We start from the raw sequence: 25,322 nt of genomic DNA, 5'->3' as shown, positions 1-25,322 counted from the left end.
ATTTCAAATTGTTTTTCAATTTTTATAACCACTTTTTATCTTCTCCTATAAGATCCCTTTCAACATTAAATTCCAATACATATAGGGCAACATATATCTTTTAAGTAAAAACATACTATACCGTTCTTTCGCTTGATTAAATGGAAACGTTTCTTGGGGCTCATGTTCATAGTTAAATTCAGCGAGTATAAGACTTTTATATCCTGTAACAATCGGACAGGATGTATATCCATCATATTTAGCATGCAAGTCTCTTCCGTTAATTACGTCCATAATATTTTGTTTTAAGACAGGTATTTGTTTTCGAATTGCCGCTCCAGTTTTAGAGGTGGGTAAATTGGTACAATCTCCAAGTCCAAAAATATTCTTATAGTGTACATGCTGTAAAGTATAAGGGCTTATATCTACCCACCCCTGAGAATCACTTATCTCACTCTCTTTAATAAAATTAGGTGGCCCCATTGGTGGAACAACATGGATCATACTGTATGGTACAGTTTCTCTTTTCAGTGTTTGCGTATCTTCAAAAATTGCTTCTTTCTTTTCGGCAATAATTTCTACTAAGTTTTTATTATAATTTGTTGTAATTTGCTTTCTTTCTAGTACTTGTTCTAAAGTATTTGCATAACGTGGAACCTGAAATATGTTAGCGTTCGCAGTATAAAACATTACTTCACTTTTGTTTCTTACACCGCTATTAGAAAAATACTCTTCTGCTAAATACATAATCTTTTGTGGAGCACCACCGCATTTAATAGGAGTATTGGGGTGGGTAAAAACCGCATTTCCTCCTTTAAATTTTTTAATTTCTCTCCAAGTTGAATCAACATATTTATAAGAGTAATTACTACAAACCCCATTATTCCCAATAGACTCTTTTAAGCCTTTAATACCTTCCCAATTTATTTGTATTCCGGCTGCTACAATAAGAATTTCATACTCAAGCAACAGTCCATCATCTAAAAGTATCTTATTTTCAGATGGACATAACTTAACAACACTTTTAGGGATCCACGTTGCTCCTTTTGGAATAAGCGATTCTTGATCACGCATCGTACTTTCCTTTGAAACAACGCCTCCCCCCACTAAACTCCATAGTGGCTGAAAGTAATGTTTTTTTGATGGATCAATAATTGCTATACTTTCTTTCAATAGGGGGACATTTCGTAATAAATGTGCAGTAGAAGATAGTCCTGCAGTCCCAGCACCAATTACAATAATTTTATAACTATCTCTGGTCTTCATTATCCTCTTCCTATCTAAAATTGATTTTTAAATGAACTAATTAGTAGCCATATTTTCATCGTAGTAACATTATTATAAGTTAAAAACACTATGTTTTTATCTGATTTAAATGAAAATTTTGTTAATTATACCATTAAAATTACTATATGCGTAAATCCCCTATGTTACTTCCATATTTTATTTTAAATAACAAAACCATATATTGTTACATCAAATAAAACTAATATATTAAAATACTTTTCATGAATCCGGATAAGTTATGTTTTAAAAAACAGGATCTAACATCTTAGCTGTTACAATAAGTAGATTCACATAATTCACAACTATGACAAGTATTAAATATCGCTTAAGTTTCGTTACCTTTTTCTGTATATAATGATGAAAAATTGTGAAATTTTATCGCATTACGCAAGACATTTAATATCAAATATATTACTTTTACTATGAACTAAATGTGTTTATAGGACTTTTCTAGATAAACAAGGTGCTAAATTGATTCTCAAGAAGTCATTACCGTTATATTTATCTAAAAATTGAAAAAACATGTGTAGATGGATATCATCTTAAATACATATATAATTACCTTTAATTTTCTGACACGATTTCACATAATTCTTAAACTGATTTTTTGCGTACATTATGAAAAAAATTGCACTGTGTCAGTCTTTAAAAGATTATATATTATAACTTTAAGAGAGGAAGGAAAACTATGAAGATGAAAAGAAAAATCATTATGACAACAGCACTTGCAGCTACATTAGCTACAGGTGTGCTACCTACTACCTCGGTGTTTGCTGCAGAAAAAGAGGCTCCTATTCAACCAAAAGAGGCACAAATGAGTATTCAACCTTTTGCACAAAATAATTTGGAAACAGCCGTTCAAGCTGCCTTAAATGGTCCAGAAGTCAAAAAAATTAAAGTATTTGAACATGAATTTAATGTAAAAGAAATAGAAGTAGTAAATCTAGGTGCAGGAAAAAAATATGTTAAGGGGCAAATTTCTCATCATTTAAGTTTTCGTCCAGATGATCAATTTTATTATGAGTTTACAGTACAAGATGGAAAGGTACTAGATAAACCTGTATTTAATATTGATAGAGGTGGTTGGACACCATTTGCTGCTCCACTTTTATCAATTCTTGCTGCTTATAATGGTATTCCAGTTAATCCAAATGATTTAAATGCACTTGGTCAGCAGATTGGTAAAGTTATAGATGGAAGCTGGGAACATGCAGCCCAATCAATCGCAACTGTAGTTAGTCTAAGTTTTAATGAGTAGAATTTTTCAATTTTTATTAGCATTGTAGGGATTCACTTTTTGTAATCAACCTTGTTATAAGAGATTCTAAAACAGCTATTGATAAATTTTTACCACTCATTCACATTATCTTGATTTGTTTACCACCTTATCATTCATTATATGTCACAAAATAGAAGTCTTTTTTAGGACTTCTGTTTTGTTTGTATACAATACGATAAACAGTTGTTTTTTGGAGGCTATACTTCGATTTTCCAAGAATCCGTTTGGCTATTAGGTACAATTCATTAAAACAAATTATTAAAGTCTCAAATAACTTACTCCCCCTATTTTTAATTATTTTTAAATACAAAAATTTATTATCTTAAGAATGAAAAACAATAAATATAGGAAAAAATCATCTAGCAATTGTTTAAAGGTCAGGAGAGATAAAATGAAGAAAATAAAAATGAGAAATTTCATTAAAATTAGCATCCTCACTTGTATTACACTAGCAAGTTTAAGTACACCATCTACTATTTTAGCTGATAGTCATTCAGGGTATTCCTATGAATCCAATATAGGATATCAAAATCCAGCGTGGATGTCGAAAATAGAAGATTCTACAAAATTAAGTGAAATATCTATTCCAGGGACTCACGGTACAATGGCTTTACATGGAGCAAGCTTTCTTGATGAAAATTTGACAAGAAATCAAACTATGAGTCTATCCCAACAATTAAATTCTGGAATCCGATATGTAGATATGCGTGTTAAACGTGTAAAAGATTCTTTTGCGATGTATCATGGCATTGTAAATCAAAAAGCTGTGTTTGAAGATGTATTAAAAGAGACAATTCAATTTTTAAAAGATCATCCAACAGAAACAATATTAATGCGCCTAAAAGAAGAAACTACCCCTGAGAGTGGATCTCTATCATTTGAGGAGATATTTTTAAAATATAAAAACGTTAATGCTTCATATTTTTGGAACCCTAACTCCGTACCAACTTCAGATAGAAATAACCCTACTTTAGGAGATACCCGCGGGAAAATTGTAATCTTACAAAACTTTACATCCACTCAATTGTACGGTATTGATTACGAAGGTTTGAATATACAAGATAAATTTGAAATTGGAGGCGGACCAGACGAAATATATGCAAAATGGATTGCGATAAAAACTCATCTACAAAATGCAAATACTAACTTTAATAATGGAAAAATTTACCTCAACCATTTTAGTGGTACGGGGGGCGCAGCGGCTTTTTTAAATAATGTATATCCTTGGTTTATTGCAAGCGGAAAAGAGAGCAGAAATACTGATAGTAGTCCTAAATTGATTCAAACGAATTCCACAAATGCATGGAGTGATTTCCCTCGCGATAGAAACGGACAAGTATACTATGGGGGAATGAATACACTTGGGACCGATCTCTTACAACAAGGCGTAATTAAACATTCTGGTATCATCACAGCTGATTTTCCTGGTCCAGGTTTAATTGATAGTATCATTAAATTAAATGGTCTACATTCTAATGAAAACGAAATATTAATTTCGCAAATATCATCTGAATCTAGTCCTTTATCCGGGCAACAAAATCGATCCAGTCAAAACTTTAAAATTGATAGTTTACCTGTAGGTACCAAAGAATTAAAATGGGTTATTGAGCCTTCAGAAAAAGATTATTCTTCTACTATCTCTTTCAATGTAATGATTGATGTTTCCCTAGGAATAGATTCTACTCGTTGGAAAAACATTTCACATGGATCTAGGACTGAAGCTTACACAAATACTAAATACTATATTGCAAGTCCAACGGGTGCCACTAACAAATTCACAGTGAAAATATACGCTATTACAAATTAGAAAAAAAGAATCCCAATGAAATTCCATTGGGATTCTTTTTTAATTTCATTTCGTAAACATTAGGATGGGGTTTAAATCTTATTGATTTATCATTTAAATCATAAGATAATTCATATTTGGAACAGCCCTTAATTTTTAAAAGAAAACCCAAAAATGTTAACTACCTTTTCCCACCTGTCACTTATTCAAAACTGGCTTCCAAAGCGATAAGGCAAAAATCCAATTTGAGTCGCCATTTCCTTGATGATCTTGAACTGCTTCATACACTTTTCCCTCATGTACTACTCTATCGCCTTTAGTATATGCTTTTCTTGCATCCCATTTTTCATATATGGAATCCTCTGACTTTGTTGTTACATTCAAAACATCACTTCTACTAGATTCATTTCCAGCTAAATCAACCGCCGTCACTACATATTTATACGATGTATTAGCCTTCAAATCTTTATCCATAAAGGATGTATTAGCCGCTGTCCCAATTTTATTCATAACCCCAGCGCTTTCTCTATATACAATATAATGGTCAACACCTACATTATCTTCAGACGGACTCCACATCAAATCAACAGTTGTCGCTGTTGTACCCATACTATGTAATCCTTTTGGTTGAGTTGGAGCCTCTATATCCGGGATTGCATGTGTTGTCTTAACCTTTAGTTTTTCACTTTCTTTTGATATGTTTCCAGCAGAGTCTAATGCCTTTATTGTATAGGTATATTCCGTATCTGCTTTTAATTTTTTATCAATAAAAGTTGTACCTGGTACCGTATCAATTACTTCGCCATTACGTAACACTTGATATTCTTTTACACCTATATTATCAGTAGAGGCCTTCCATGTTATTTCAACACTATTGGCAGAAACTTTAGAGGCATTTAATTCAGTTGGTTGACTTGGAGCTACTGTATCAGGAGTTTCATTATTTACTAAATTTACATCAATTACATTATAAAACGCATTTGACGTATCTGCTACATCCCATACAGCTAAAATAACATGATAACCATTACGATCAGTTGGTACATTAATTGTATGTGTTAAATTATTTGATGCGGCCGAACCGTCATGTTTCACAGTTCCAATTGGTTCTAATTCAGCACGTGTTAATGGTTTATTAGGATCCCATCCCTTTTTTGTAATGTAATAATGCCATTTACTTGTAGAATGTGCTGCTGTATATTTCCATGTAAATGTATTTGCTCCACCCTTAATTGTGTTTTTGAACCAACGATTTGTTGTTTGTTGGTCAAGAGTTCCTCCAAATAGTCCTCCTGCCGAACCGATTTTACCATCAATCGGTCCACCTTCTGGAAACCCTTTAGGTGCTTCTAGACTTTGAGGTTCATACATTACATTTCCACAATTTAAATTTAATGACCCATAATTCTGACTACATAAAGCAGCACGACTACTCGGTTTTTCAACAAACCCATGTGCATACGCACTTTGAGGAATCATTGTAATTGCCGTCACCCCTGCAGCCAGAACACAAGCACCAATTCCTTTTTTACTTTTTCTTAATATTTCCAATTTAGATGTTAATTTCAAATTCATTCTTGTCCCCCCAATATATTGTTTTCGCTAATATAATAGCAATATAGGGATAAACGAACAAATCACCAATTAATATATTAATATCCCTCATAAATTGGTACATTTATTATTATTTTTAATCTCCTATAAAAATAAAGTAAATACAATTACGCTATTTTGTAACATTATGTATTTAAAGAAGAATAAAAACCTCATTTTATTTCACAAAAAATTCAAATATTAAAACGGATAATTAAATCATGTAGGAAAAATAAATTTTTTATATTACAAAAAAGCAAAAAAAGTCTGGAAGAAACCGATTATATCCGTTTCTTCCAGACTTTCACTTCTTTTATACCACTCACAAATCCTTTAACCTTAAACATATACACTTGAAGTTAAAACCCACATAACTAATATAACCTATATGTTGACTAGCTTCTAAATGTTAAAATTCACAAATTAATAGTAACAGACCAATTAAAACAAGCCATTTAGCAAACACATATAATATTCTTACTAATTCAATCTAACGCTTAATAACTTATAAAATAACTTAAGGTATCTAGCTTAACTGTATTTTCTTTATTAATACCATTGTCTACCCTGCATTTCCTTACTTTAAACAGATCATCAAGAGATTGTTAATGTTTAAGGAAAATCCATTTTTCATTATCATATTATAAAAATTTATTATGTTATTTTTATCTAATAAGGCACAGAAACAAAGGGTAAACTTCAGTGTGCTTGAGAAACGTTCTTAGGGTGAAACGTTTAAGGGTACTTTCGTACTGAGTTTTTATTAAATGTTCCTGTACCTAATATTTAAATTAACGTATGTCAAAATATTTTACAATACGAGTGCGAAACGTTACATATTTCTATATAAAATGATACATTTCATCAGCACGCCTCTTCTAATATTTATGCTAAATATAGAAAATTCAGCTCGTTAGGATTTAATTTTAGAATTCTCATAAAAGCACATGATAGATTAGGCACGTAATTGTCACAAATTAATAGTCTATATACTTTTTAATTACCTATGAAAACTCTATTACCACTTTATTATTTACTCCTAAACTAAGGCACATCTATACCTAAATTTCTTAAAACTCTTTTAGATAATATTTCAAAAGAGTCGATAGTTTTATTTTTTTTATTGTACATTTGTGCATTTGATGTTAGGATTATGCCTATTAAAATTGAATCCTAACGATTCTTCTTTATAATTTCCATATTTTAATTGTTAAATAAAAATATAGATTCTGATATATATTCAAAATCAGACCTAAAATGTTTTTATTTCACAATGATGTCGTGGCATACCTTTAGAATGGAAAGATATATGCAACAACGTGTTAAGGGGTTACAGGAGGAACAAAAATGAGAGACTTTTTTGATGATAAGTACAAAAATATTGAATTAAAAAGGAGGTTAATAAATTTAATAAGTGAAATTAGCGAATTCAAAGGAAAATTAGCTGCTTATCAGGAACAAAACCCTGACATATTTAATAGTTTAGAAAAAACTATACCACTACATTACATAAAAAATTTCACAACTATTTATGAGGATATAAAAGTTCCTAATAAAAGATTAAAAGAACTTATTTTAGATGATATAGTACCTCAAAATATTTCTGAAGATGCTATTTTTTGCTATTATCAAACACTTTCTTTTGTACATAAAAACTCCTGTACTTTATTAATTAATCCAGCAACTATACAGGAATTACATTTTCAACTAATACATTATATTACCTCTGACAGTGCCAAATGGCGTGAAAAACCTTTTATTATTCCAGGAGTTCCAGAACATGGAATGCACTTGAATAGTTACCGCATTCTTCCGCATGAACTTATCCCACAGTTTATGGAGCAATTATGTGATCAATACAACTCATTAAATACTAGTAAGGGGCTACATTCACTTTTATTAATAGCTCGTTTTATATTAAATTTTTATTGCATAGTCCCTTTCAATCAAGGTAATAACAGACTGGCATTTATGTTAATGCAATTGCTGTTAATTAAGAGTGGACATACATTTGTAAAATATGTATGTTTGGATAAATATATTAAGAAAAATGAATCTGATTATTACAATTCGATTTATAAATCTTCGGTGAATTGGTACTGCGAGGAACATAATAATAGCTTTTGGTTAAAAACGTTTTTAACAATTATATTAGAGGCTTACAAAGATCTTCATAACACAGTTCTAGATTCTATATGTAAAAATACTAAAGTTGAGAGAATTCAGGATTTTATACTTAAACAAAAACAACCTTTTACCAAGGAAAATATTCGTAACACTTATCCAGACATTGCAGAAAGTACAATCAGTAAGGCTTTAAATTCCTTGCAAGTATTTGGCCATATTAAGCTTGTTACAAAAGGAAGAAACGCCACATGGATTAAAATTTGACCATACTTTCAAGACACCTGAGGTTCAAAAATTAAATTATAACTTTATCAATGAATTTCATGATTTTGAGCTCTTACTCATTGAATTTTATTTTAATTTTAAGCAATTAATACTTTTTTAGTTATTTCTAATTCCAACAAAACATTTTATAGGAAAAGGTCCGCTTCCCTCCGCCTTTTCCTATAATAAAATGAAATATAAGCATAAAATAATTGTCGAAAAAAGTCGCATTTTAGTATTTTTTCTTTACTTTCTGGTTGTAAACGTTTCATTTTCATGTTACCATCTTAATCAAACAATAGATGGTAATAAAAATGAAAGTATTTCTTTCCCTTAGAAACATATAAACGTACGGTAATATCAAGAAAATAAGGCCAAAGAAATATTTGATACCTACCAAAATAATTAATAAGAATTTTGTCGTATTTATTTTTCTGATAATTAAGAAAATGCATTTTGTCCCTAAACAAAATTTATTAGTGCGCAAAATTCAAATACACTAGAACACCCAAATAAATGAAATATCCTTTTTCATTGAGTGTTAAGGTATGAAAAAAGAATTCTTCCTACAAAATTCAGCTGATTAACTTAAAGGCATCTAAATTAATACCTTAATCGCCATCTATTGTTGATAACATATTTATCAACTATGAAAAAGAGCCTATCAAGGGTTCTTTTTTATTATAATCATTCAAATTTCAATTCTTATCTTGATACTTAGATTTCCACACAAATCACCTCTATTTTTTGCTCTAAATTATTGAATTAATAATATAGCACATCAATTCTTAGCTCCAATTCTTTTAAATTAGTGAATAAAATTCAATCATATAAAAATAATAACTACAACTAATCGTTATATATTAAAGAGGTGTCAATTTTGTCCTTAAATGAAGAGACCTTAGAAACTAAGACAGATAAAACCATTGAAAAGATCCAAACAAGTAACTTAAAACAACTTAAACATACACTAGATGATATCTTTGATATTAGTGCAGATTTGATTGAACATCCTTTGCAATTAAAAACAAACACGAATATTTTACTATATTATTTTGAAGGCCTTACAGATGGTATTGCATTAAAAGCCAATGTTGTTACACCATTATTACAAGAAGTAAATGAAGACAGTCAAATATTTAATTCTAATATTATTGCTACTCATACAAAAATAGTATATACATGGAATGAAATTAAAGAGGGATTACTTGAGGGTCAATGTGTACTGTTTATGGAGGGAGAAAAGCGGTCACTTCTAATAAATACAAAAGGCTGGGCAGAGAGAGCCATTCAAGAACCAATTTCAGAAGTTACTATTAAAGGATCACATGATGGATTTATTGAAAATGCCACAAAAAACATAGGACTTATTCGTCGATATATTCCTTCTACAGAGTTAAAAATCAAAAAGCTGACGATTGGAGAACGAGCCACTTCTTTAGTCTATTTAATTTACTTAGGCGATGTAGCAAACACAGATGTAGTCCAAGAAATAGAAACTAGAATCTGTAAAATCAAAACGGATGCGGTATTGAGCATCGGAGAACTATCTAATTATACAAAAGATCAAAATTGGACTCCTTTTCCACAGGCTTATTTAAGCGAACGCCCAGATGCCATTTCAAATCATATACTTGATGGAAAAGTAGCCGTGTTAATGGATAGATCCCCTGGCGCAATGGTTGTTCCTATGAATTTGATTGGATTTTTTCAAACCCCAGATGACTATAATATTCATTGGCTCATTGCATCATTTTTTCGCTTATTACGATTTGCAGGATTTATTATAGCTATTTTTTTACCCGCATTTTATATTGCTATAGTCTCTTTTCACTTTGAAATCATTCCTATAGATTTATACACTTCTATTGCAACGTCAAGAGTTAAAGTCCCCTTCTCTCCCTTATTGGAAGCTTTTATAATGGAAATCACACTAGAAATGCTTCGTGAAGCTGGTATTCGCTTACCACAACCTATTGGACAAACTATTGGAATTGTTGGAGGGATTGTAATTGGACAGGCGGCTGTTCAAGCTGGACTTGTGAGTAACGTTATGGTTATTATCGTATCTATTACAGCCATTGCATCATTTATTGTTTCTAATTATGATTTATCAAGTTCTATACGCCTTATTCGTTTTCCAATGATGTTATTGGCATACTTTTATGGGATTGTAGGTATCGTTAGTGGAGTAATGCTCTTATTTGCTCATTTTGTTTCACTAACCTCCTATGGTTCACCATACGGATTGCCAATTGCGCCATTTCGGCTCCAAGAGTTAAAAGATTCTTTTGTAAGATTTCCCATTTCTATGATCACCACCCGCTCGAGCACAGGACAGCCGAAACAAGAAAAGAAAAAAGAAGGTGGTTCGCATGGTGAATCTTAAATTCCAAAATATAACTTTATTCGAATTTATTATTTTCATTCATTCACTGCAACTTGCATCAGGTATGTTAATTATGCCAAGCCCACTTGCTGCTACAGCTGGCACAGATGGCTGGATTTCTATCATTCTTGGATGGTTAACTACCTCTATAATCGGCGTATTTATTATATTAATGTTACAAAAAAATCCTAACAAAAATTTCTCACAAATTTTAAAAACATACTTTGGTAAATGGATAGGGACAATTTTTTTTCTTTTATATGCCTTTTATCTATTCTTTGCTGGTTTTAATACTTTATTAAAGGCAACTGATGTTGTAAAAGTGTGGATATTCCCTTCCACTCCTGCTTATCAAATCACTATATTATTACTATTACCTTTTATTATTCTAGCCCTAAGTGGGTTAAGGGCTCTGACTAGTTATTCTATGCTTGTTTTCTTCTTCACTACTTGGATGCCACTATTTCTTCTTTTTTCACTAAAAAGTAACTACAATCCTTTACATCTACTACCTATTTTTAAAGATGGATTATACCCTATTATAAAAGCAACAAAAGAAACCATTACTCCTTATGCCGGCTTAGAAATTGCATATTATATTTATCCGTTCTTACAAAAAAAACAAAATGCCTTAAAAGGACTACTAATAGCGAATACTGGAACCATGTTTTTCTATCTATATGTGACTATTCTTTCTTATATATACTTTAGCCCAGAGGGAATAAAAGACGTAATTTGGCCAGTATTTCATCTGTTAAAAGGGGTTCGTTTTTCTTTCATAGAACGATTAGAAATTATATATATCGCTTACTATTTGATTGTATTTTCCACTACAATATATCCGTATTTATTTTTCAGTTTTGAATCTATGACCATTTCATTTCAAAAAAACACCCGCAATTGGGCGCTGGTTGCTTTTATGTTATTTATAGTCGGCTTATTTGTTTTTATTAATCCCGATGTAGATCAATATTTATTTATATATTCTCTTATGGATATCTTAAATGTCATTTTCTTTATTCTATTGCCAATCGTATTTTTCGCTTACAGTATTTTTTTTACTTGGGTTACTAGGAGGAACCAACTTTGATTCGAAAATGGATATGGATTGTAATTTGTTTTGTATATTTAATTGGTTGTAGTCAGAGAATTCCTCTTGAAAAGGTTTCATTAATCCTGTTAATTGGCTTGGATAGAACCCCTAATGGAGAAATAAAAGTTGGCACAAGCATACCACTGTTTCATCATAAACAGCCAAAAAGTACTATAGAGCATTGGACACAAGCATCAACTGTATATACTGGATTCAGTAAGATAGATACAAAGTTAACGGGCTATATGACAGCCTCCAAAGCTGAAATCATTTTAATTGGGGAAAAATTAGCAAAAGAAGCAAATTGGTTGCAGGAGCTTGATTCTTCTTACCGTGATCCTTACGCTACCATCAACGCTAAAGTAGTACTTGTAGATGGACCAACAGAAGAAATTTTTAAAATTCATAAACCTAGTAAACCATCACTACCATCTTATATAAATAGTGTAATCGAATCCTCAATTCAAAATAATCAATCCGTTTCTTCTACAATTCAACAATTAATGAGAGAACAAAATGAAGAAGGAATGACACAAACTGTTCCAATTATCAAGAAATCAAAGAATGAAATCGACACAGTAGGAATCGCATTTTTAAATCGAAAAGGAAAATATTTAACTCATATCCCTAAAAAAGATGTTAAATTTTTCAACCTTATAAATAAGCCAAAAAGTAACGGCCGAATGATACTACACCTTGAGCTTCCTCCTAAATCTAATAAAAGACCAAACACTTCTATCTTCGTACAGAACGCAAGAAGGAAAGTAGATGTTAATTTTCAAAACGGAAAGTTTGTATTTAATCTCGATATATATGCTAATGTAGCATTAATTGAAAAAACAAATGCGAATTTAATCAAGGAGCATTATAATAATAAAAAAAACATAAATAATTTAAAATCTGCTATTCAAAAAGAAATTAATACGAATTTACAAAATATGTTGAATGAAATTCAGCAGAATAAAATTGATCCAATCGGATTATCCCTATATGCTAGAGCTTTTCAATATAAAGAGTGGAAAAAACTAAAAGGAAATTGGTCGCAAGCGATAGCAGAGGCTAAAATAAATGTAAAGACACACGTCAAAATAAAGGATACTGGGACCATTAGAAATTAAACTAGTCTATTCTTCCGCTTAAAAGTATTTCTAAGTGGAATTTCCCTCTTCAATAATTATTATGCAAAAGATGCTAACTCGAAAAACTCTTTCCGTTCTTTTAAAAAGGCAATAATTTCACTACGCTAATCAAGTACCAGTTTCTAATTTAAAGAGCTGAAGAAATTATAACTCTAGTGCAGTAGATATGTCATGGAATTGCAATTCCATGACATAACCTCAAAACCGAAATTCCCAAGTTAAGGAATTTCGGCTTTTTGAGTTCACAAGAATATCTTATTTTTAGTTCTGTGTACCTAGCTACAATAAATACATATCAACATTTTTGTTTATTATTTCACATTAGATTGATGACTTATACCGAGCAGATAACTTAAATTATAAGTAAATTCGACAACAATTGAGTATTTTCTGAATTTTCTTGAAAAAGTTGTAAAATCACTCCATTTTTGCTTCTATTTTGCTATGATAATTACAATTAAATTGGATTAGGATATTTCTATAAGATGGGGGCGTATATTATGAGTGTCTCAGTAAAAGGAAATGAGCAGTTAACCTCTCTATTGAACGACTGGTATCGATCTATGCTATCTCAACAAGTTATAAAAGCTACTAATCTAAAAAAGAAAATTGATGAAAAAATTAATCAGTTAAGCATCGAACCAAATCAAGAGCATCAAGATCAAAATTTATTACTATATTACTCACTACTTGAATTTCGTTACACTGTCTTAACAGATAGCCTTGGTATTCAACAAAATAGCTTTGATGCTATTAGCGACTATGATATGCCTACAGACCATTTCCTACGCTTCTATTATCACTTTTTTAAATCCATTCATTCCACTTTTATATCAAATTATACTGAAGCAGAGGAACATTATAAACTGGCAGAAAAGATATTAGTAGACATACCAGATGAAATTGAACACGCTGAATTCTACTATAGAATTGCTACTTTTTATCACCATACCTATAACATGCTCGCTTCTATCGAATACGCAAATAAATCGAGAGTAATCTTTTCAAAATATGAAGGTTATGAAGTAAAAACAGCCTTTTGTAATAGTTTGTTAGGTGGTTGCTGCATCTATTTAAAACAGTACGAACAAGCTGAAGAATATCTACAATGTGCAATTGATTTACTACAAAAGAATAAGGAAGAAGATTCCTTGTTATACGTAAAAAGTACTATCGGTTGGCTGTATTCTGATCAAAGTATGTCTACTTTAGCTATTCGTCACCTGTCAGAAGTAACAGAGAAAATCCCTACACACTTCAAAGCTATCTTCCTACAAGCTAAGGAACATTATAAATTAGGAGAACAATCGACGGCTAGCAAACTCATTGTTAAGGGATTAAAAATCTGCAGAGAAATCCATAACGAAGAATATATACATCACTTCTTTATTTTAAAAAGATTAAACGAAAACATTCCATTGGAAGAATTAGAAAAAATCATTCAAGAAGGAATCTTATACTTTGAGAAAGAAGAGTTATGGGAATATGTTGTCGAATACGCTGAATTATTTGCCACAAAATGTAGACAATTAGAGAACCATAAAAAGGTAAGTGACTATTTCCATATTTGTTATCAAGCAAGACTAAAATTAATTGAAAAAGGAGTCTTAAAATAATGAAAAAAATCAGCTTATTATTATCTGGCATTGCTTTCATTGGAGTGTTAACGGTGGGAATTTCTCAGTTTTCTAAAACAGATCAACTTGCTACTCATGGACATTATCCTACTCCTTCATATAGTAATGGTGGTGCACCACAACAAATTTAATGTAAGTGTATTTAAAAACCCTCCAAATGGAGGGTTTTTAAATGGCTTATCTGCCTGTTCAATACGTGTAGAGAGTACGTATTATACTTATTTACTATGTTATAAAATTTTTCATTTCCACTCTGTAATAAGATTCTAGCATTCTCTCCTAGAATCTCAACTTAAATCTTAAATCCACCAATTAACTCTTGAAGTTCTTCCGCCATCTGTGCTAATTGTATTGCTGAAGAATTTATCTCTTCCATAGAAGCATGTTGTTCCTCAGATGAACCAGCTATCGTTTGCATACTTGAAGAATTCTCTTTTACAGCCATAGCTATTTGATCAATCGATGTATCAACTTTCATTGCATCAGTTGTCATTTTATTTGATAGTTCTACCATACCATGCACTTTTGATACAATATCATTTGCAGACTTTGAAATCTCATAAAAACTTTGTTTTGTATCATTCGCAGCCTTAATTCCCGACTGTACTTCTACTCCTACTTCATTCATAGCTTTTACAGTCTCATGTACGTCTGCTTGTATTTCCTTAATTAAACTTCCTATTTCCATCGAAGAATCAGATGATTGCTCTGCTAGCTTCCTAACTTCATCGGCAACAATTGCAAATCCTCGCCCCTGTTCTCCTGCTCTAGCTGCTTCAATTGCTGCATTCAATGCTAATAAATTTGTTTGTTCCGCAATATTTTGAATCGCTTCTAATATACTTCCAATTTGTTGCGATTTCTTATCTAATAATTTTATTACATTATCGGATTGAGAAACAGAGTGATGGATAGACTGCATTTGTGTTACAGTTTGTTCTACTAATTGTTCACCTTCATTGGCTTTTTGTTTTGTGTATATGGATGAAGCCGATACTTCAGATGCATTCTCAGCTACATATTGAATATTTCGCGTTACCTCACCAATTAATTCAGCTCCAGACTCAACTTCATTATTTTGAACCTCTGCACTGTTCGAGATCTCTTCCATCTCATTTGTAATTTGTTCCGTCGCAACACTTGCTTGTTCTACACTAGCAGTTAGTTCCTCAGAAGACGCAGCTACATGTCCTGCAGATGTGTTAATTTGAGAAATAATATTACGTAACGACTCTGCCATTGTATTGAAACTACCGCCTAATTGACCAAGTTCATCCTTTGAACGAATATCTATTTTCTCGGTCAAATCTCCCTGACTAATTCTTTGGGCCGAAATAACTAATTGTCTTAGTGGATTAATAATTGATCTAAGTATGAATAAAATTACAATTCCACCTAACAATAATGAAGCCCCTATTATAGTGAGCGTTTTATAAAAAATAGGATTGGTAGCTTCTTCAATTTCTTTCGTAGGCATTACGCCAGCTATTTTCCAACCTGTTTTTTTGTTTGTCTTAAAGCTTATGTTTCGATCTTCCCCGTTAAGGCTATAAGTAATTACGTCATCTTCTTTCTTGTACAGTTCATCCGCTAAAGTTTTATCTAATTTCTCTCCTGGCTTTAGTGATGGATGAACAACTATTGTTTTATCTTGACTGACTATAGATACAAACCCTTGCTTTCCAATTTTAATCATTTTGGATGTTTTTACGATATCTTTAATATTCAAATCTACGCCAATGACACCACTTTTATCTGCATTTTGCTTTGCAATTGCTATTACCATATTTCCTGTAGACTTTGATTTATATGGAGATGAAACAATAATCTCTCCATTTGCTTTTACTGCATCCTTATACCAACTGCTTTCTAACGGATTAAACCCTTCTGGTATTTTTCCAACAGGTGCATGAATAAATTGATTGTTACTGGATGCCGTATAAATCGTTTCTATCTCTGGATGTAACTGTATATATTGATCAAATTTACTCTGTACATTTTGCGATTGTTCAGAGTTATAATCACCTTGTGTGAGTACCTTTGCAAAATGAGTGACATCTGTTTGCTTATTTTCTAATTCATCATCAACAATCTTATCTAAAATACTTATATTATCTTGTGCTGATTGTAAAATTGTTTCATTAAGATCTGTTTTTGCTTTATTATAAGATGATATTCCTACGATTAGACTTGGTATAATTAATATTGCAATAAATGCCATAGACAACTTCGTTTTAAGCTTTATTTGTCCCAAACTTTCTTTTATATTAAACACTAGATACTTCTCCCTTTCACTTTTACTACTGATATAGTTTATTTAAATTTTTCTCCTTTATTTTTTCTACATATATTTACAGTACCATTCGAAATGAAACCCCTATTAAATCCTATTATCTGCACTTCCTTATTTTGCGATTTAAATTTCACAGGCAGCGTTTTATCTATCCTCCTTTCGAATATGTTATCTTTCCATATTCAGCAATTCTAAAACTACGAATTGTTCCCAATAAAATAGATGAAACATAACCTTCATTTAACAGATATTATTTGACCTTGATTGGATAAAAATTTTAATTTAGCACTATTCAAATCGGATGAAGTCTTTACCATAATAAATTCTCTAAAAAATAACTACGTAAATTTATTCTTTGTATGATTATGTTTAACAGCCTTTGAACCATTCTAAGTGCATCACACTATTCATGAATCATTTTCTACGGCCGATTTTGTTGTAAGGGATAACTAAACTATAAATTCTATATAAAAGAATAAAATAAATTGGAGAAATTCATTGTAACACGTATACATAAGTTGTAGATATAAAATCCGATAATATATTATTACTTTATAATAAATAAATAATTCAGTATAAACTGTATTTTATTTCTCTAGAAGAATCTTTCCCTATATGCAATATTACATATATTCTACCTTATGTAGTTTGTTATACTATGCATGTGGATTTTTCATCCAAAATTCCACCCTAATGCATATTGATGAATATGCCACCCTAATTGCTGAAAGTGAGAAGAATGTTATTCATTCTTCTCACCTTTTTATTTAGACTCTGTTACTATTGATTATTGATAAAAAGTATTAAATAAGGGAAGACACCTTAGAGTTGGCGCTTCCCTTATTTGTTGATTATTCACATTCAAATCTAAAATAGGTATTTTCTAAGCCTATTCTTTGCTTTAATGTTTTGCCCAAAGCATAATTATTTGGTAATTCTTTTTCAATGACACAAATAATATAACCTGCTTTTCCTGTTGTTAAATTAGTTAGTTGTAAGTAGTTATTGTTGTCGTAGATATAAGAAATAATATATTCATAGAAATCATTTTCTTTGTCTTCTCTATTCATACCAACATTGTACAACCTAACTCTTGCTCCTGCCCAAATTTCCTCATGATCATCAACATTACTTAAAGGCATCCATTTCGAGTTATCCAATATTTCACCCTTTTCTTAATTCATTCGTTTATACACTGAATGTTGTTAGACCTAAACTATCATAAGCATCAGTCATTTCATTGATTAGGCGACCACCGACAGAGAAAAATGGCTCAACATAGCGTTTTACCCATTGAAACACTTGCTCTCTGTGTGACAAATCACGAATATGTTTCAATAGATTACCGAACGCTTTGCTCAACCTTAATACATACAGAACATTAGTTCTCATGAAATTATACTAAGATTTCGGATTGGTTTCAAATATCAACATTTACCTTTAACAAAGCTTTTATTTAAAATGTGTGCTTGTACTTAATTCTTTAGTTATTTTTACATTTTGAATCTACGAAAATGAATTGCCTTATAAAAAACTCTAACAGAGAATCTTCTTTCCAAATTTCACCTAAGGAATCATTTGTTTTCCCAAAAACATACCAACATCTTTATCAACTCATTTTAGAATATTTAAACAATAATTCCATATACAAACTCTGCATAAATTATTCATTTTCTTTTATATAAGACCTACCTTTTTACTTTTGATAGATTATTAGACATTGGATTATTATACATAAAAGCCAAAATATGAGGTATTTTGTAGAAATTTGTCTATCAATATGTATGTACACCCTTTTGTAGTGGATATAGACTGTGAGGTGTAAGGAGGTACCTTACAAAATTATGAAAAGGAGATTATAAAATGAGTAGATTAACAAAATTCTCAAAGTTAGCATTTGCAACATTAATCGTAGGAAGTAGTTTATGCGTCTTTGTTTCGTCACACAGTGTACAAGCTGACACCTTAGATCCTAATTACCAAGACACTGTCAAATTCATCCCCCCTTCTAGTGCTAGACAAGTATTGGAACAAAAAAACACTATTGTTCCTGAATCAAAAGTTATTAAAAACCATTATGTAAAGTACTCTAAAGCACATTTCCAATCTAAAGAAAGTATACCAAAAGAAATTTATTATTCTTCAGATGGCTTTAAGGGCTATATACAGGCTAGTACCGTTTGGGATATGGGAGATCACTTCGCAACGCTATATTCCGGAACCGTTATTCGATGTTAGACTTTTAATCCCTTCTCTCCCAATGCTTATAATGATCAATAGCTCACTGCCAATACTGTAATATCTATTGTTCAAAAAATAAACCACAAAATCTTTCGATTTCATGGTTTATCCAATATAAAGATAATGCTAAACGAATACTCTAACATTACCTTCCCCAAAGTTAATTATAGAGTATTTTCAAAAAAAAGACACTCTTGTAGTGTCTTTTTTATAAGTATTTAAACTTACACCCATCTTACTTTGTTTTTGAATTTGATTATTATCTAACGTCCTTCCATTCAGACCTTAATAATGAATATTGATATTCATCAATCCATTGCCCTTTTAGCATATAATTCTGTAATAAATGCCCCTCTCTCCTCATATCCACACGTTCTAGCACAGAAATAGACTTGTTATTTCGAACATCCGAAAAGGCAATCACTTTATGTTTCCGTAATGAATGAAATATGTAATTCAATAAAGCACAAACAGCTTCAGTCGCATATCCATTTCCCTGATATTCTGGAGAAAGAGTAAATCCAATTTCTACGATACGAGAATCACTTAAAAGTGTGTGAAGCGCACAATCCCCAATTATTTTGTTATTTTCAGCCAAAGCAATTGCGAATTGGAACCAAGTACCTGGTTGATTAGGATTATTTTTAATTTGTTCATTTACAAACGTTTTTGCTTCATGATATTGATAGTTTTCCCATGACTGAAATTTAGCCACTGCTGGATTAGAACGATAAAAATGAAAGTAATTAGTGTCATCAATACTAAATCTTCTCAAAATAATACGATCTGTTTTCCCAAAAACTTGATTATATTTCCCCATAACCTTTTCCTCTTTTCTTTACATTTTCTGTGATTTAGATTTCATTACATCATAAATTTTTTAAGTTTTATTTTTTCATTACAGATTCGTATTTTATTTACATACACAAAAGTAAAGTAAATTCCCCATCATTATTGTATATTTAAAAAGAATTTCGCCTACTAACAGCTTATTGTTGCGGCTATTCATTTATTTCAATATGATACTTTTCCATCTCGTATATGCAATAGACAATAATAGCCAAACTCCAACTGACACCATAATAATTATGTGTGTAGAAGTCATATCCCGCCTTAATACCTTTCTCTATTACAACCAATGTAAATCCTAAAGCCACCCATTTGTTAATTTTCATTTTAATAAACGTTAATGAGATAATTATTAAAATGGAAATATTTGTAAGATGATTTATCATTAGCTCATATTTTTGAATGTATAATGCCATTATACAAGCAACGATATTAGTCGCAATGCCAAAGGCAACCACCGCTCCCCAAATCCTGTCCGAAAGTCCCACTCCTGAGTCAGTCCCTTCCTAAATAAATATCCTTTTCTTTAATTCGCTTCTACACCCTATTCAAGGTATGCTAAATTATCCTTGTCTGATGAATATCTATTTATCTTTTCATATAGAGCAAACAAAATCTTTACTCATAATTTTTTCTTTATTAGGCAAACTATGTCTAAGCCGTTTGAACTAGCGGCTTCACTCCTCTGGTAATGGGATAGCACAATTTATTGAATTGACTAACTCATTCAACCCACTGGCACCGGCAGGCAACAAAATAGTTGTCTGCCATTTTCATGTATACTTTTTCTAATTTCATTACAAATCAAGTGTGTACTGTACTGATTTCAAAAAGGACAGAATTTCATTTTTGAAAATGTAAAAAAGATAAGGTCCTGTCTACTTTTGGTATAGAACTTTTTCTTTTCACATATACTATTTTTAAACCTGTTTACCAATACGTGTCCTATTGGTGCCTTGAATTCCTCCTAAAAGAGGCGGCAGATACGACTGCATGCCCTTTTTATTTACGTTGCTGTTCTATTATTCAATAAAACAATTAAAAACTAAAAATGTAATATTACATATTTTTCCAGTTCAGATTATGTTAAGATTTACTTCGTAGTCGAATTATGGTTTCGTATCTAATTCAGCAATATGTGAACTGTTTACCTAAAGAAAAGACACCCAAAAGGTGTCTTTTCTTCTTTTAATCTAAAAAATATTTTCCTTTTCGGTAAGATCCAATTTTCCCTCTAATCTAAACCTCATATTTAGAAGCAATTTAATCAAGGTATTCAAGAGTTTTCATCTATTTCAATATACCTATAATTTAATTTCAAATCACTTTTCCAGCACTATATTTGCCTTCTTACAGATTTTCTATCTTGTTCTTAATTCTGTCAAAATCCTCATGTAGCTATACAAAGAATATATGCTATTATAATTCTAAGAAACTATGCGTTCCCTTAACCCTGTATTTTTACAGGGTCTTTGTTTATTTTATTTACTTTTATTGGATTAAAAGATTTAATACATAACCAATTTCAATTAAAATCGTTTAAATGTTAGTTAGAATTTGAAATAATATATCTATTAGCTTTTTTAACAAATGAAATCTAATATTAAATTTCTAAATGTATACTGTACTAAACGTCAGTTAACACTATATACACAGCGTTAACTATCTTAATTGAATATTAGTAATAGTAAGTATAAACATTATCAATTTACCATATATTACATTTATGTAAAAATAGATGTGTGTTAAGCTTATTCAAAATCTTTCCCCTAATAAAGATTTGAAGTAGCATTTCATGATTCTCCTTACTGTTAATATGCCTTGAAAAAGAACCCTATAGGGTTCTTTTTCTTTTCATTATAACCTCAGTAAGTCCTTATTTAACATGCAAAAAGGACTGCTAATTACTTGCAGCCCTTTTACACGTTAATATACACTTGTATTAAATACTTAACACTTTCTTGTATTAGGCATTTATACAAACTAAACACGCCATTATTATTTAGATATATAACACTTCAAAGTTTAGAAGTATACAATAACAAATCTTTCCCAGCTTCCAGCTACATAACTAGTAGCTGTTAATTCTCTACCACCATTTGCTGATATATATCTACCATTACTTAGTGCTTGTAATACATATATCCTATTATCCCCACCATTATATAAGATAAATTTTTCCCATGCCCCAATTGATGTACGATCCGCTACTACTCTACCATTTGGCTCAAACGAAACATACTTCCCATTACTTTTAGCTTTTAAAGCGTACGTATATAATTCCCCAGTCGGAATTAATTCAAATTTCTCCCATTCATTAACTGCATTACGATTTGCTATTACATTTCCCAAAGGCTCAGCAGAAACATATTGTAAATTTGCTGCCTGTATAGCAACTGTCCAACTTCCATTAAATAAATTCACGCCTTTTAGTGAACCTGCTTTTGATAGATTGGCCGCCGATACATCATTTGATGGTGTAATCATCAATATCATTAAAACCATCGGCAACATCATTAAAACTAACTTTTTTGAAATTGTATTATCACTTGCACATGTTATGAACCTCTTCATTCCCATTCCTCCCTTAATATACATAAAACTCATATACATCATACCAAATATGTAAAATATTGTAACACGAGAGAGAATTTATCAATAAATACCTTACTATTCTGTTTCTTTTTTCTCAAATCTATAGCACTTAAACATTTATCAATTCTCAAGCACATTTTTAAAATTTTTTCCCCCTGATAAACAAATGTAGCAGTTGATGGCAAGGAGAGTATATACAAAAGAGAGAGTATTTTCATTTCACTTTTCTTTAAATAAAAGCCAAATAGCCGTTCATAATGAACGACTATTTGCATCTAACTAATAATTAGAATGTTCTTCATGTTAATCTATTTTGTTTAATCCCGTTGAATTAACTTGATAGGTTCTTTTTTTTCCTATATATTCTTGTTTATTATTCTCAAGGTTAATAAGTGTAGCGCGTGTCTTTTCCTTTACTGCTTCCCCTTCTATATGGGTAAACTCAATGTAATCTCCCACTTTTACGGGCACCGTTTGGATTTCAGCAGTTTGTTGTCTGTTTCCCACTATTTCCTTATTATACACAACACTACCGGTTGAATTCTTTACTGTAATACTTGCATACGTATTATTAAAGTAAGAATGTGGTACGCCTGCTTCTAAATTCACCTGCATTTTCTCTGTTGTCCTATTATAATCAACTTTTGCGATTTCTCTATCACTATATCCTTTTAAAGACCACCCAAAATGATTTCCATCTAAAACCGTTGTTTCTGGCATTTTTTCTACTTTCTTCAAGCCTTCTTTTGTAACTTGATATCTTGCTGTTTTTCCAATGGTTTCATTTTTGTTATTTTCAAGGTTAATTAAAGTTGCTCGCGTTTTTTCCTTTGTTGCTTCTCCTTCTATATGGGTAAATTCAATGTAATCCCCTACCTTGACGGGCACAGCTTGGCTTTCAGCATTTTGTTGTTTATTTCCCACGATTTCCTTATTATACAGAACGTTACCAGAAGGATTCTGGACCTTAATACTCGCATACGTACTAGCAAAATAGGAATGTGGTACACCTGCTTCTAGTTTTACCTTCATCTCTTCTATCGTTTTATCATAATCTACTTTTGCAATTTCTCTATCACTATATCCTTTTAATGACCAGGCAAACTTGTTTCCTTCTAAAATTGTTGCTTCTGGCATTTTTTCTACTTTCTTCAGGCCTTCCTTTGTAACTTCGTATATGGCTTTTTTTCCAAAGCTCTCTTGTTTACTATTATCTACATTTGTAAGAGTAGCTCTATGTACACCTTCTAGATGTATTAACTCTATATAATCGCCTACTTTGACTGGAACTTTTTGCGATTCAGCATTTTGCTGTTTGTTTCCATAAATCTCTTTGTTATAGACCACTTTACCTGATGTGTTTTGCACTTTAATACTTGCATATGTACTATCAAAGTAGTCATGTGGTACACCTGCTTTTAGATCAATTTGCATTTCTTCTGTTGATTTATTTAAATTTACTTTCGCAAATTCAAAATCTCCAATCCCTTTCAGCGACCATACAAATTCATTACCTTCAAAAATGTTTGGAGACTCATTTTTGATTTGTACCTTTTTCTCAACAGTTTGATCAAATATATCCGTTAATACAATTTTTGCATAAGCATTTGTTGGTAATGATATAGATTGACTGATTCCATTTTGATAAGATTTAATACCATCAATTACGTTAATAGGTTGGCCCGTTATATTTTCATTGTTATAAATTTCAATTTTCCCCTTAAATTGAGGTGTACTATTTTCTTTTAGTTTCCAAGATACATTTAATTTTTCATTTTCATAATATATAGATTGGATATCAAAATCTAGTTTTCCTATTTCAGGTTGAGTAGGTTGATTTAGCGTGAATATTTTTCCTGACCCAATAGTAGACTGCGTATTACCTCCTGCTTTGACCCATACATATTCTGAAGTAGATCCTCCATCATATTGATAAGTATTATCCTGCGTTCCAGAAATACTTTGATTATTCCAAGAACTCCATTGTTTATCAACTAATTTTCGGCTATAACCATTTTTCAGGCGCGCTTCTCGAACATTCTGTCCACTATCAGCCCAGTCTTCTTGAAACATTCCTAATCCATGATTAAATGCAACATTAGCAACCGGAAAGTCCATAATTGCAATTTGATGCCATTTATTCTTTATTACATCTTTCATCCATTGTCCAAATTTAGTATGACCATTTTCTTGCCATGAACGCATTGTCATTGTGTACCAATTGTAGTCTTTCCAACCATAAGTTGTTTGAACCTTCATTCCTGTTCCTTCTCCTCCAAAGGGTCCAGCTTGCGAATTCGGAGATAAGTATTCGGCCTTTATTGCTTCTTTAGAGGAAATTGGATCCCATAAGGCAAAATGTAAAGTACGTTTTCCATTTTCATCAAACCCACTTTGTTGTTGAAAACCAGCATATCCTCCAGCTTCACCACCTGCATTCCAGTTGTGTACAGCCCAGTACGTATAAGGTGGTGTCTGAACTGGTGACCAGTCTATACTAATAATATCTGAGGCAGGTATATTTTGGGGACTCACATAAACTGCTGGAGCAGCTGAATGTGTTGCAGCTTTAGTGTGCAAAATAGACGTTCCAAACATAGAAAACATGCTACATGCTGCGGTCATTATAATAACTTCATTAAATCTTTTCTTCGTTTTCTGACTAATCACTAATCTACATCCTTTTCTAATTTTTATTATTGAATAATAACTTAGTAGAGAAATCTATCAAAATTCAAGCAACATTCAGTAAATCTTTAAAATACTGCCCA

The 25,322-nt window shown here is 31.3% G+C and carries 17 protein-coding genes and 1 pseudogene; 9 read left to right on the top strand and 9 right to left on the bottom strand.

Going from position 1 to position 25,322, the window contains the following annotated elements:
* Positions 1–45 precede the first annotated feature (45 nt).
* Entirely contained in the window at positions 46–1,245 is a 1,200-nt protein-coding gene (locus tag COK05_RS01255) for an FAD/NAD(P)-binding oxidoreductase (protein ID WP_098611150.1), read from the bottom strand.
* 709 nt (positions 1,246–1,954) lie between these two features.
* Between COK05_RS01255 and COK05_RS01250 the strand changes: the two genes are divergently transcribed.
* Both COK05_RS01250 and COK05_RS01240 read left to right on the top strand, forming a co-directional pair.
* On the top strand, positions 1,955–2,524 hold the full coding sequence (locus COK05_RS01250) for a hypothetical protein (RefSeq protein ID WP_016130655.1): 570 nt from the start codon (positions 1,955–1,957) through the stop codon (positions 2,522–2,524).
* Between the two features lie 412 nt (positions 2,525–2,936).
* Positions 2,937–4,352 (top strand): phosphatidylinositol-specific phospholipase C, encoded by a 1,416-nt coding sequence (locus COK05_RS01240; RefSeq protein WP_098611148.1) that lies wholly within the window; start codon positions 2,937–2,939, stop codon positions 4,350–4,352.
* A gap of 177 nt (positions 4,353–4,529) precedes the next feature.
* Here COK05_RS01240 and COK05_RS01235 read toward each other — a convergent pair whose 3' ends face one another.
* Positions 4,530–5,906 carry a lytic polysaccharide monooxygenase gene (locus tag COK05_RS01235; RefSeq protein WP_098611147.1) on the bottom strand — a complete coding sequence of 459 codons (1,377 nt, stop codon included), beginning with the start codon at positions 5,904–5,906 and terminating at the stop codon, positions 4,530–4,532.
* 1,365 nt (positions 5,907–7,271) lie between these two features.
* Here COK05_RS01235 and COK05_RS01230 point away from each other — a divergent pair.
* From COK05_RS01230 to COK05_RS31205, 6 genes are all read left to right on the top strand, one after another.
* On the top strand, positions 7,272–8,315 hold the full coding sequence (locus tag COK05_RS01230; protein WP_098611146.1) for a Fic family protein: 1,044 nt from the start codon (positions 7,272–7,274) through the stop codon (positions 8,313–8,315).
* Between the two features lie 880 nt (positions 8,316–9,195).
* Positions 9,196–10,704 (top strand): spore germination protein, encoded by a 1,509-nt coding sequence (locus tag COK05_RS01225; protein WP_098611145.1) that lies wholly within the window; start codon positions 9,196–9,198, stop codon positions 10,702–10,704.
* The gene (locus COK05_RS01220) at positions 10,691–11,794 is read left to right on the top strand and encodes a GerAB/ArcD/ProY family transporter (protein ID WP_098611144.1); all 1,104 of its coding nucleotides are present in this window, start codon (positions 10,691–10,693) and stop codon (positions 11,792–11,794) included. The genes COK05_RS01225 and COK05_RS01220 overlap by 14 nt, the downstream gene beginning before the upstream one ends.
* On the top strand, positions 11,791–12,915 hold the full coding sequence (locus COK05_RS01215; RefSeq protein WP_098611143.1) for a Ger(x)C family spore germination protein: 1,125 nt from the start codon (positions 11,791–11,793) through the stop codon (positions 12,913–12,915). The genes COK05_RS01220 and COK05_RS01215 overlap by 4 nt, the downstream gene beginning before the upstream one ends.
* Before the next feature lie 521 nt (positions 12,916–13,436).
* On the top strand, positions 13,437–14,552 hold the full coding sequence (locus tag COK05_RS01210; RefSeq protein WP_098611142.1) for a tetratricopeptide repeat protein: 1,116 nt from the start codon (positions 13,437–13,439) through the stop codon (positions 14,550–14,552).
* On the top strand, positions 14,552–14,704 hold the full coding sequence (locus COK05_RS31205) for a hypothetical protein (protein ID WP_098611141.1): 153 nt from the start codon (positions 14,552–14,554) through the stop codon (positions 14,702–14,704). The genes COK05_RS01210 and COK05_RS31205 overlap by 1 nt, the downstream gene beginning before the upstream one ends.
* Before the next feature lie 161 nt (positions 14,705–14,865).
* On the opposite strand, the gene COK05_RS01200 is transcribed toward COK05_RS31205, so the two are convergent.
* The 3 genes and pseudogenes from COK05_RS01200 to COK05_RS01190 all read right to left on the bottom strand — a co-directional run.
* Entirely contained in the window at positions 14,866–16,848 is a 1,983-nt protein-coding gene (locus COK05_RS01200) for a methyl-accepting chemotaxis protein (protein WP_141538846.1), read from the bottom strand.
* An 869-nt stretch (positions 16,849–17,717) separates the two neighbouring features.
* On the bottom strand, positions 17,718–18,008 hold the full coding sequence (locus tag COK05_RS01195) for a hypothetical protein (protein WP_098611193.1): 291 nt from the start codon (positions 18,006–18,008) through the stop codon (positions 17,718–17,720).
* Between the two features lie 85 nt (positions 18,009–18,093).
* Positions 18,094–18,228: pseudogene (locus COK05_RS01190) on the bottom strand (IS1595 family transposase); the annotation flags it as partial.
* 501 nt (positions 18,229–18,729) lie between these two features.
* On the opposite strand from COK05_RS01190, the gene COK05_RS01185 reads away from it, so the two are divergent.
* A complete protein-coding gene (locus COK05_RS01185; RefSeq protein ID WP_098611140.1) occupies positions 18,730–19,104 on the top strand; it encodes a hypothetical protein in 375 nt (124 codons plus the stop codon).
* A 262-nt stretch (positions 19,105–19,366) separates the two neighbouring features.
* On the opposite strand, the gene COK05_RS01180 is transcribed toward COK05_RS01185, so the two are convergent.
* From COK05_RS01180 to COK05_RS01160, 4 genes are all read right to left on the bottom strand, one after another.
* The gene (locus COK05_RS01180) at positions 19,367–19,927 is read right to left on the bottom strand and encodes a GNAT family N-acetyltransferase (protein ID WP_098611139.1); all 561 of its coding nucleotides are present in this window, start codon (positions 19,925–19,927) and stop codon (positions 19,367–19,369) included.
* A 181-nt stretch (positions 19,928–20,108) separates the two neighbouring features.
* On the bottom strand, positions 20,109–20,444 hold the full coding sequence (locus COK05_RS01175; protein WP_098611138.1) for a hypothetical protein: 336 nt from the start codon (positions 20,442–20,444) through the stop codon (positions 20,109–20,111).
* Positions 20,445–21,981: 1,537 nt separating this feature from the next.
* Positions 21,982–22,530: a fascin domain-containing protein gene (locus COK05_RS01170; RefSeq protein ID WP_098611137.1), complete on the bottom strand. Its 549-nt coding sequence runs from the start codon at positions 22,528–22,530 to the stop codon at positions 21,982–21,984.
* 324 nt (positions 22,531–22,854) lie between these two features.
* Complete coding sequence (locus COK05_RS01160; protein ID WP_098611136.1) at positions 22,855–25,221, bottom strand: putative mucin/carbohydrate-binding domain-containing protein; 2,367 nt, start codon at positions 25,219–25,221, stop codon at positions 22,855–22,857.
* Positions 25,222–25,322 lie beyond the last annotated feature (101 nt).

Source organism: Bacillus cereus (assembly GCF_002567495.1).
Taxonomy (GTDB): domain Bacteria; phylum Bacillota; class Bacilli; order Bacillales; family Bacillaceae_G; genus Bacillus_A; species Bacillus_A cereus_AQ.
The sequence above is the reverse complement of the archived record's forward strand: the minus strand, read 5'-3'. Positions and strand labels throughout refer to the sequence as shown.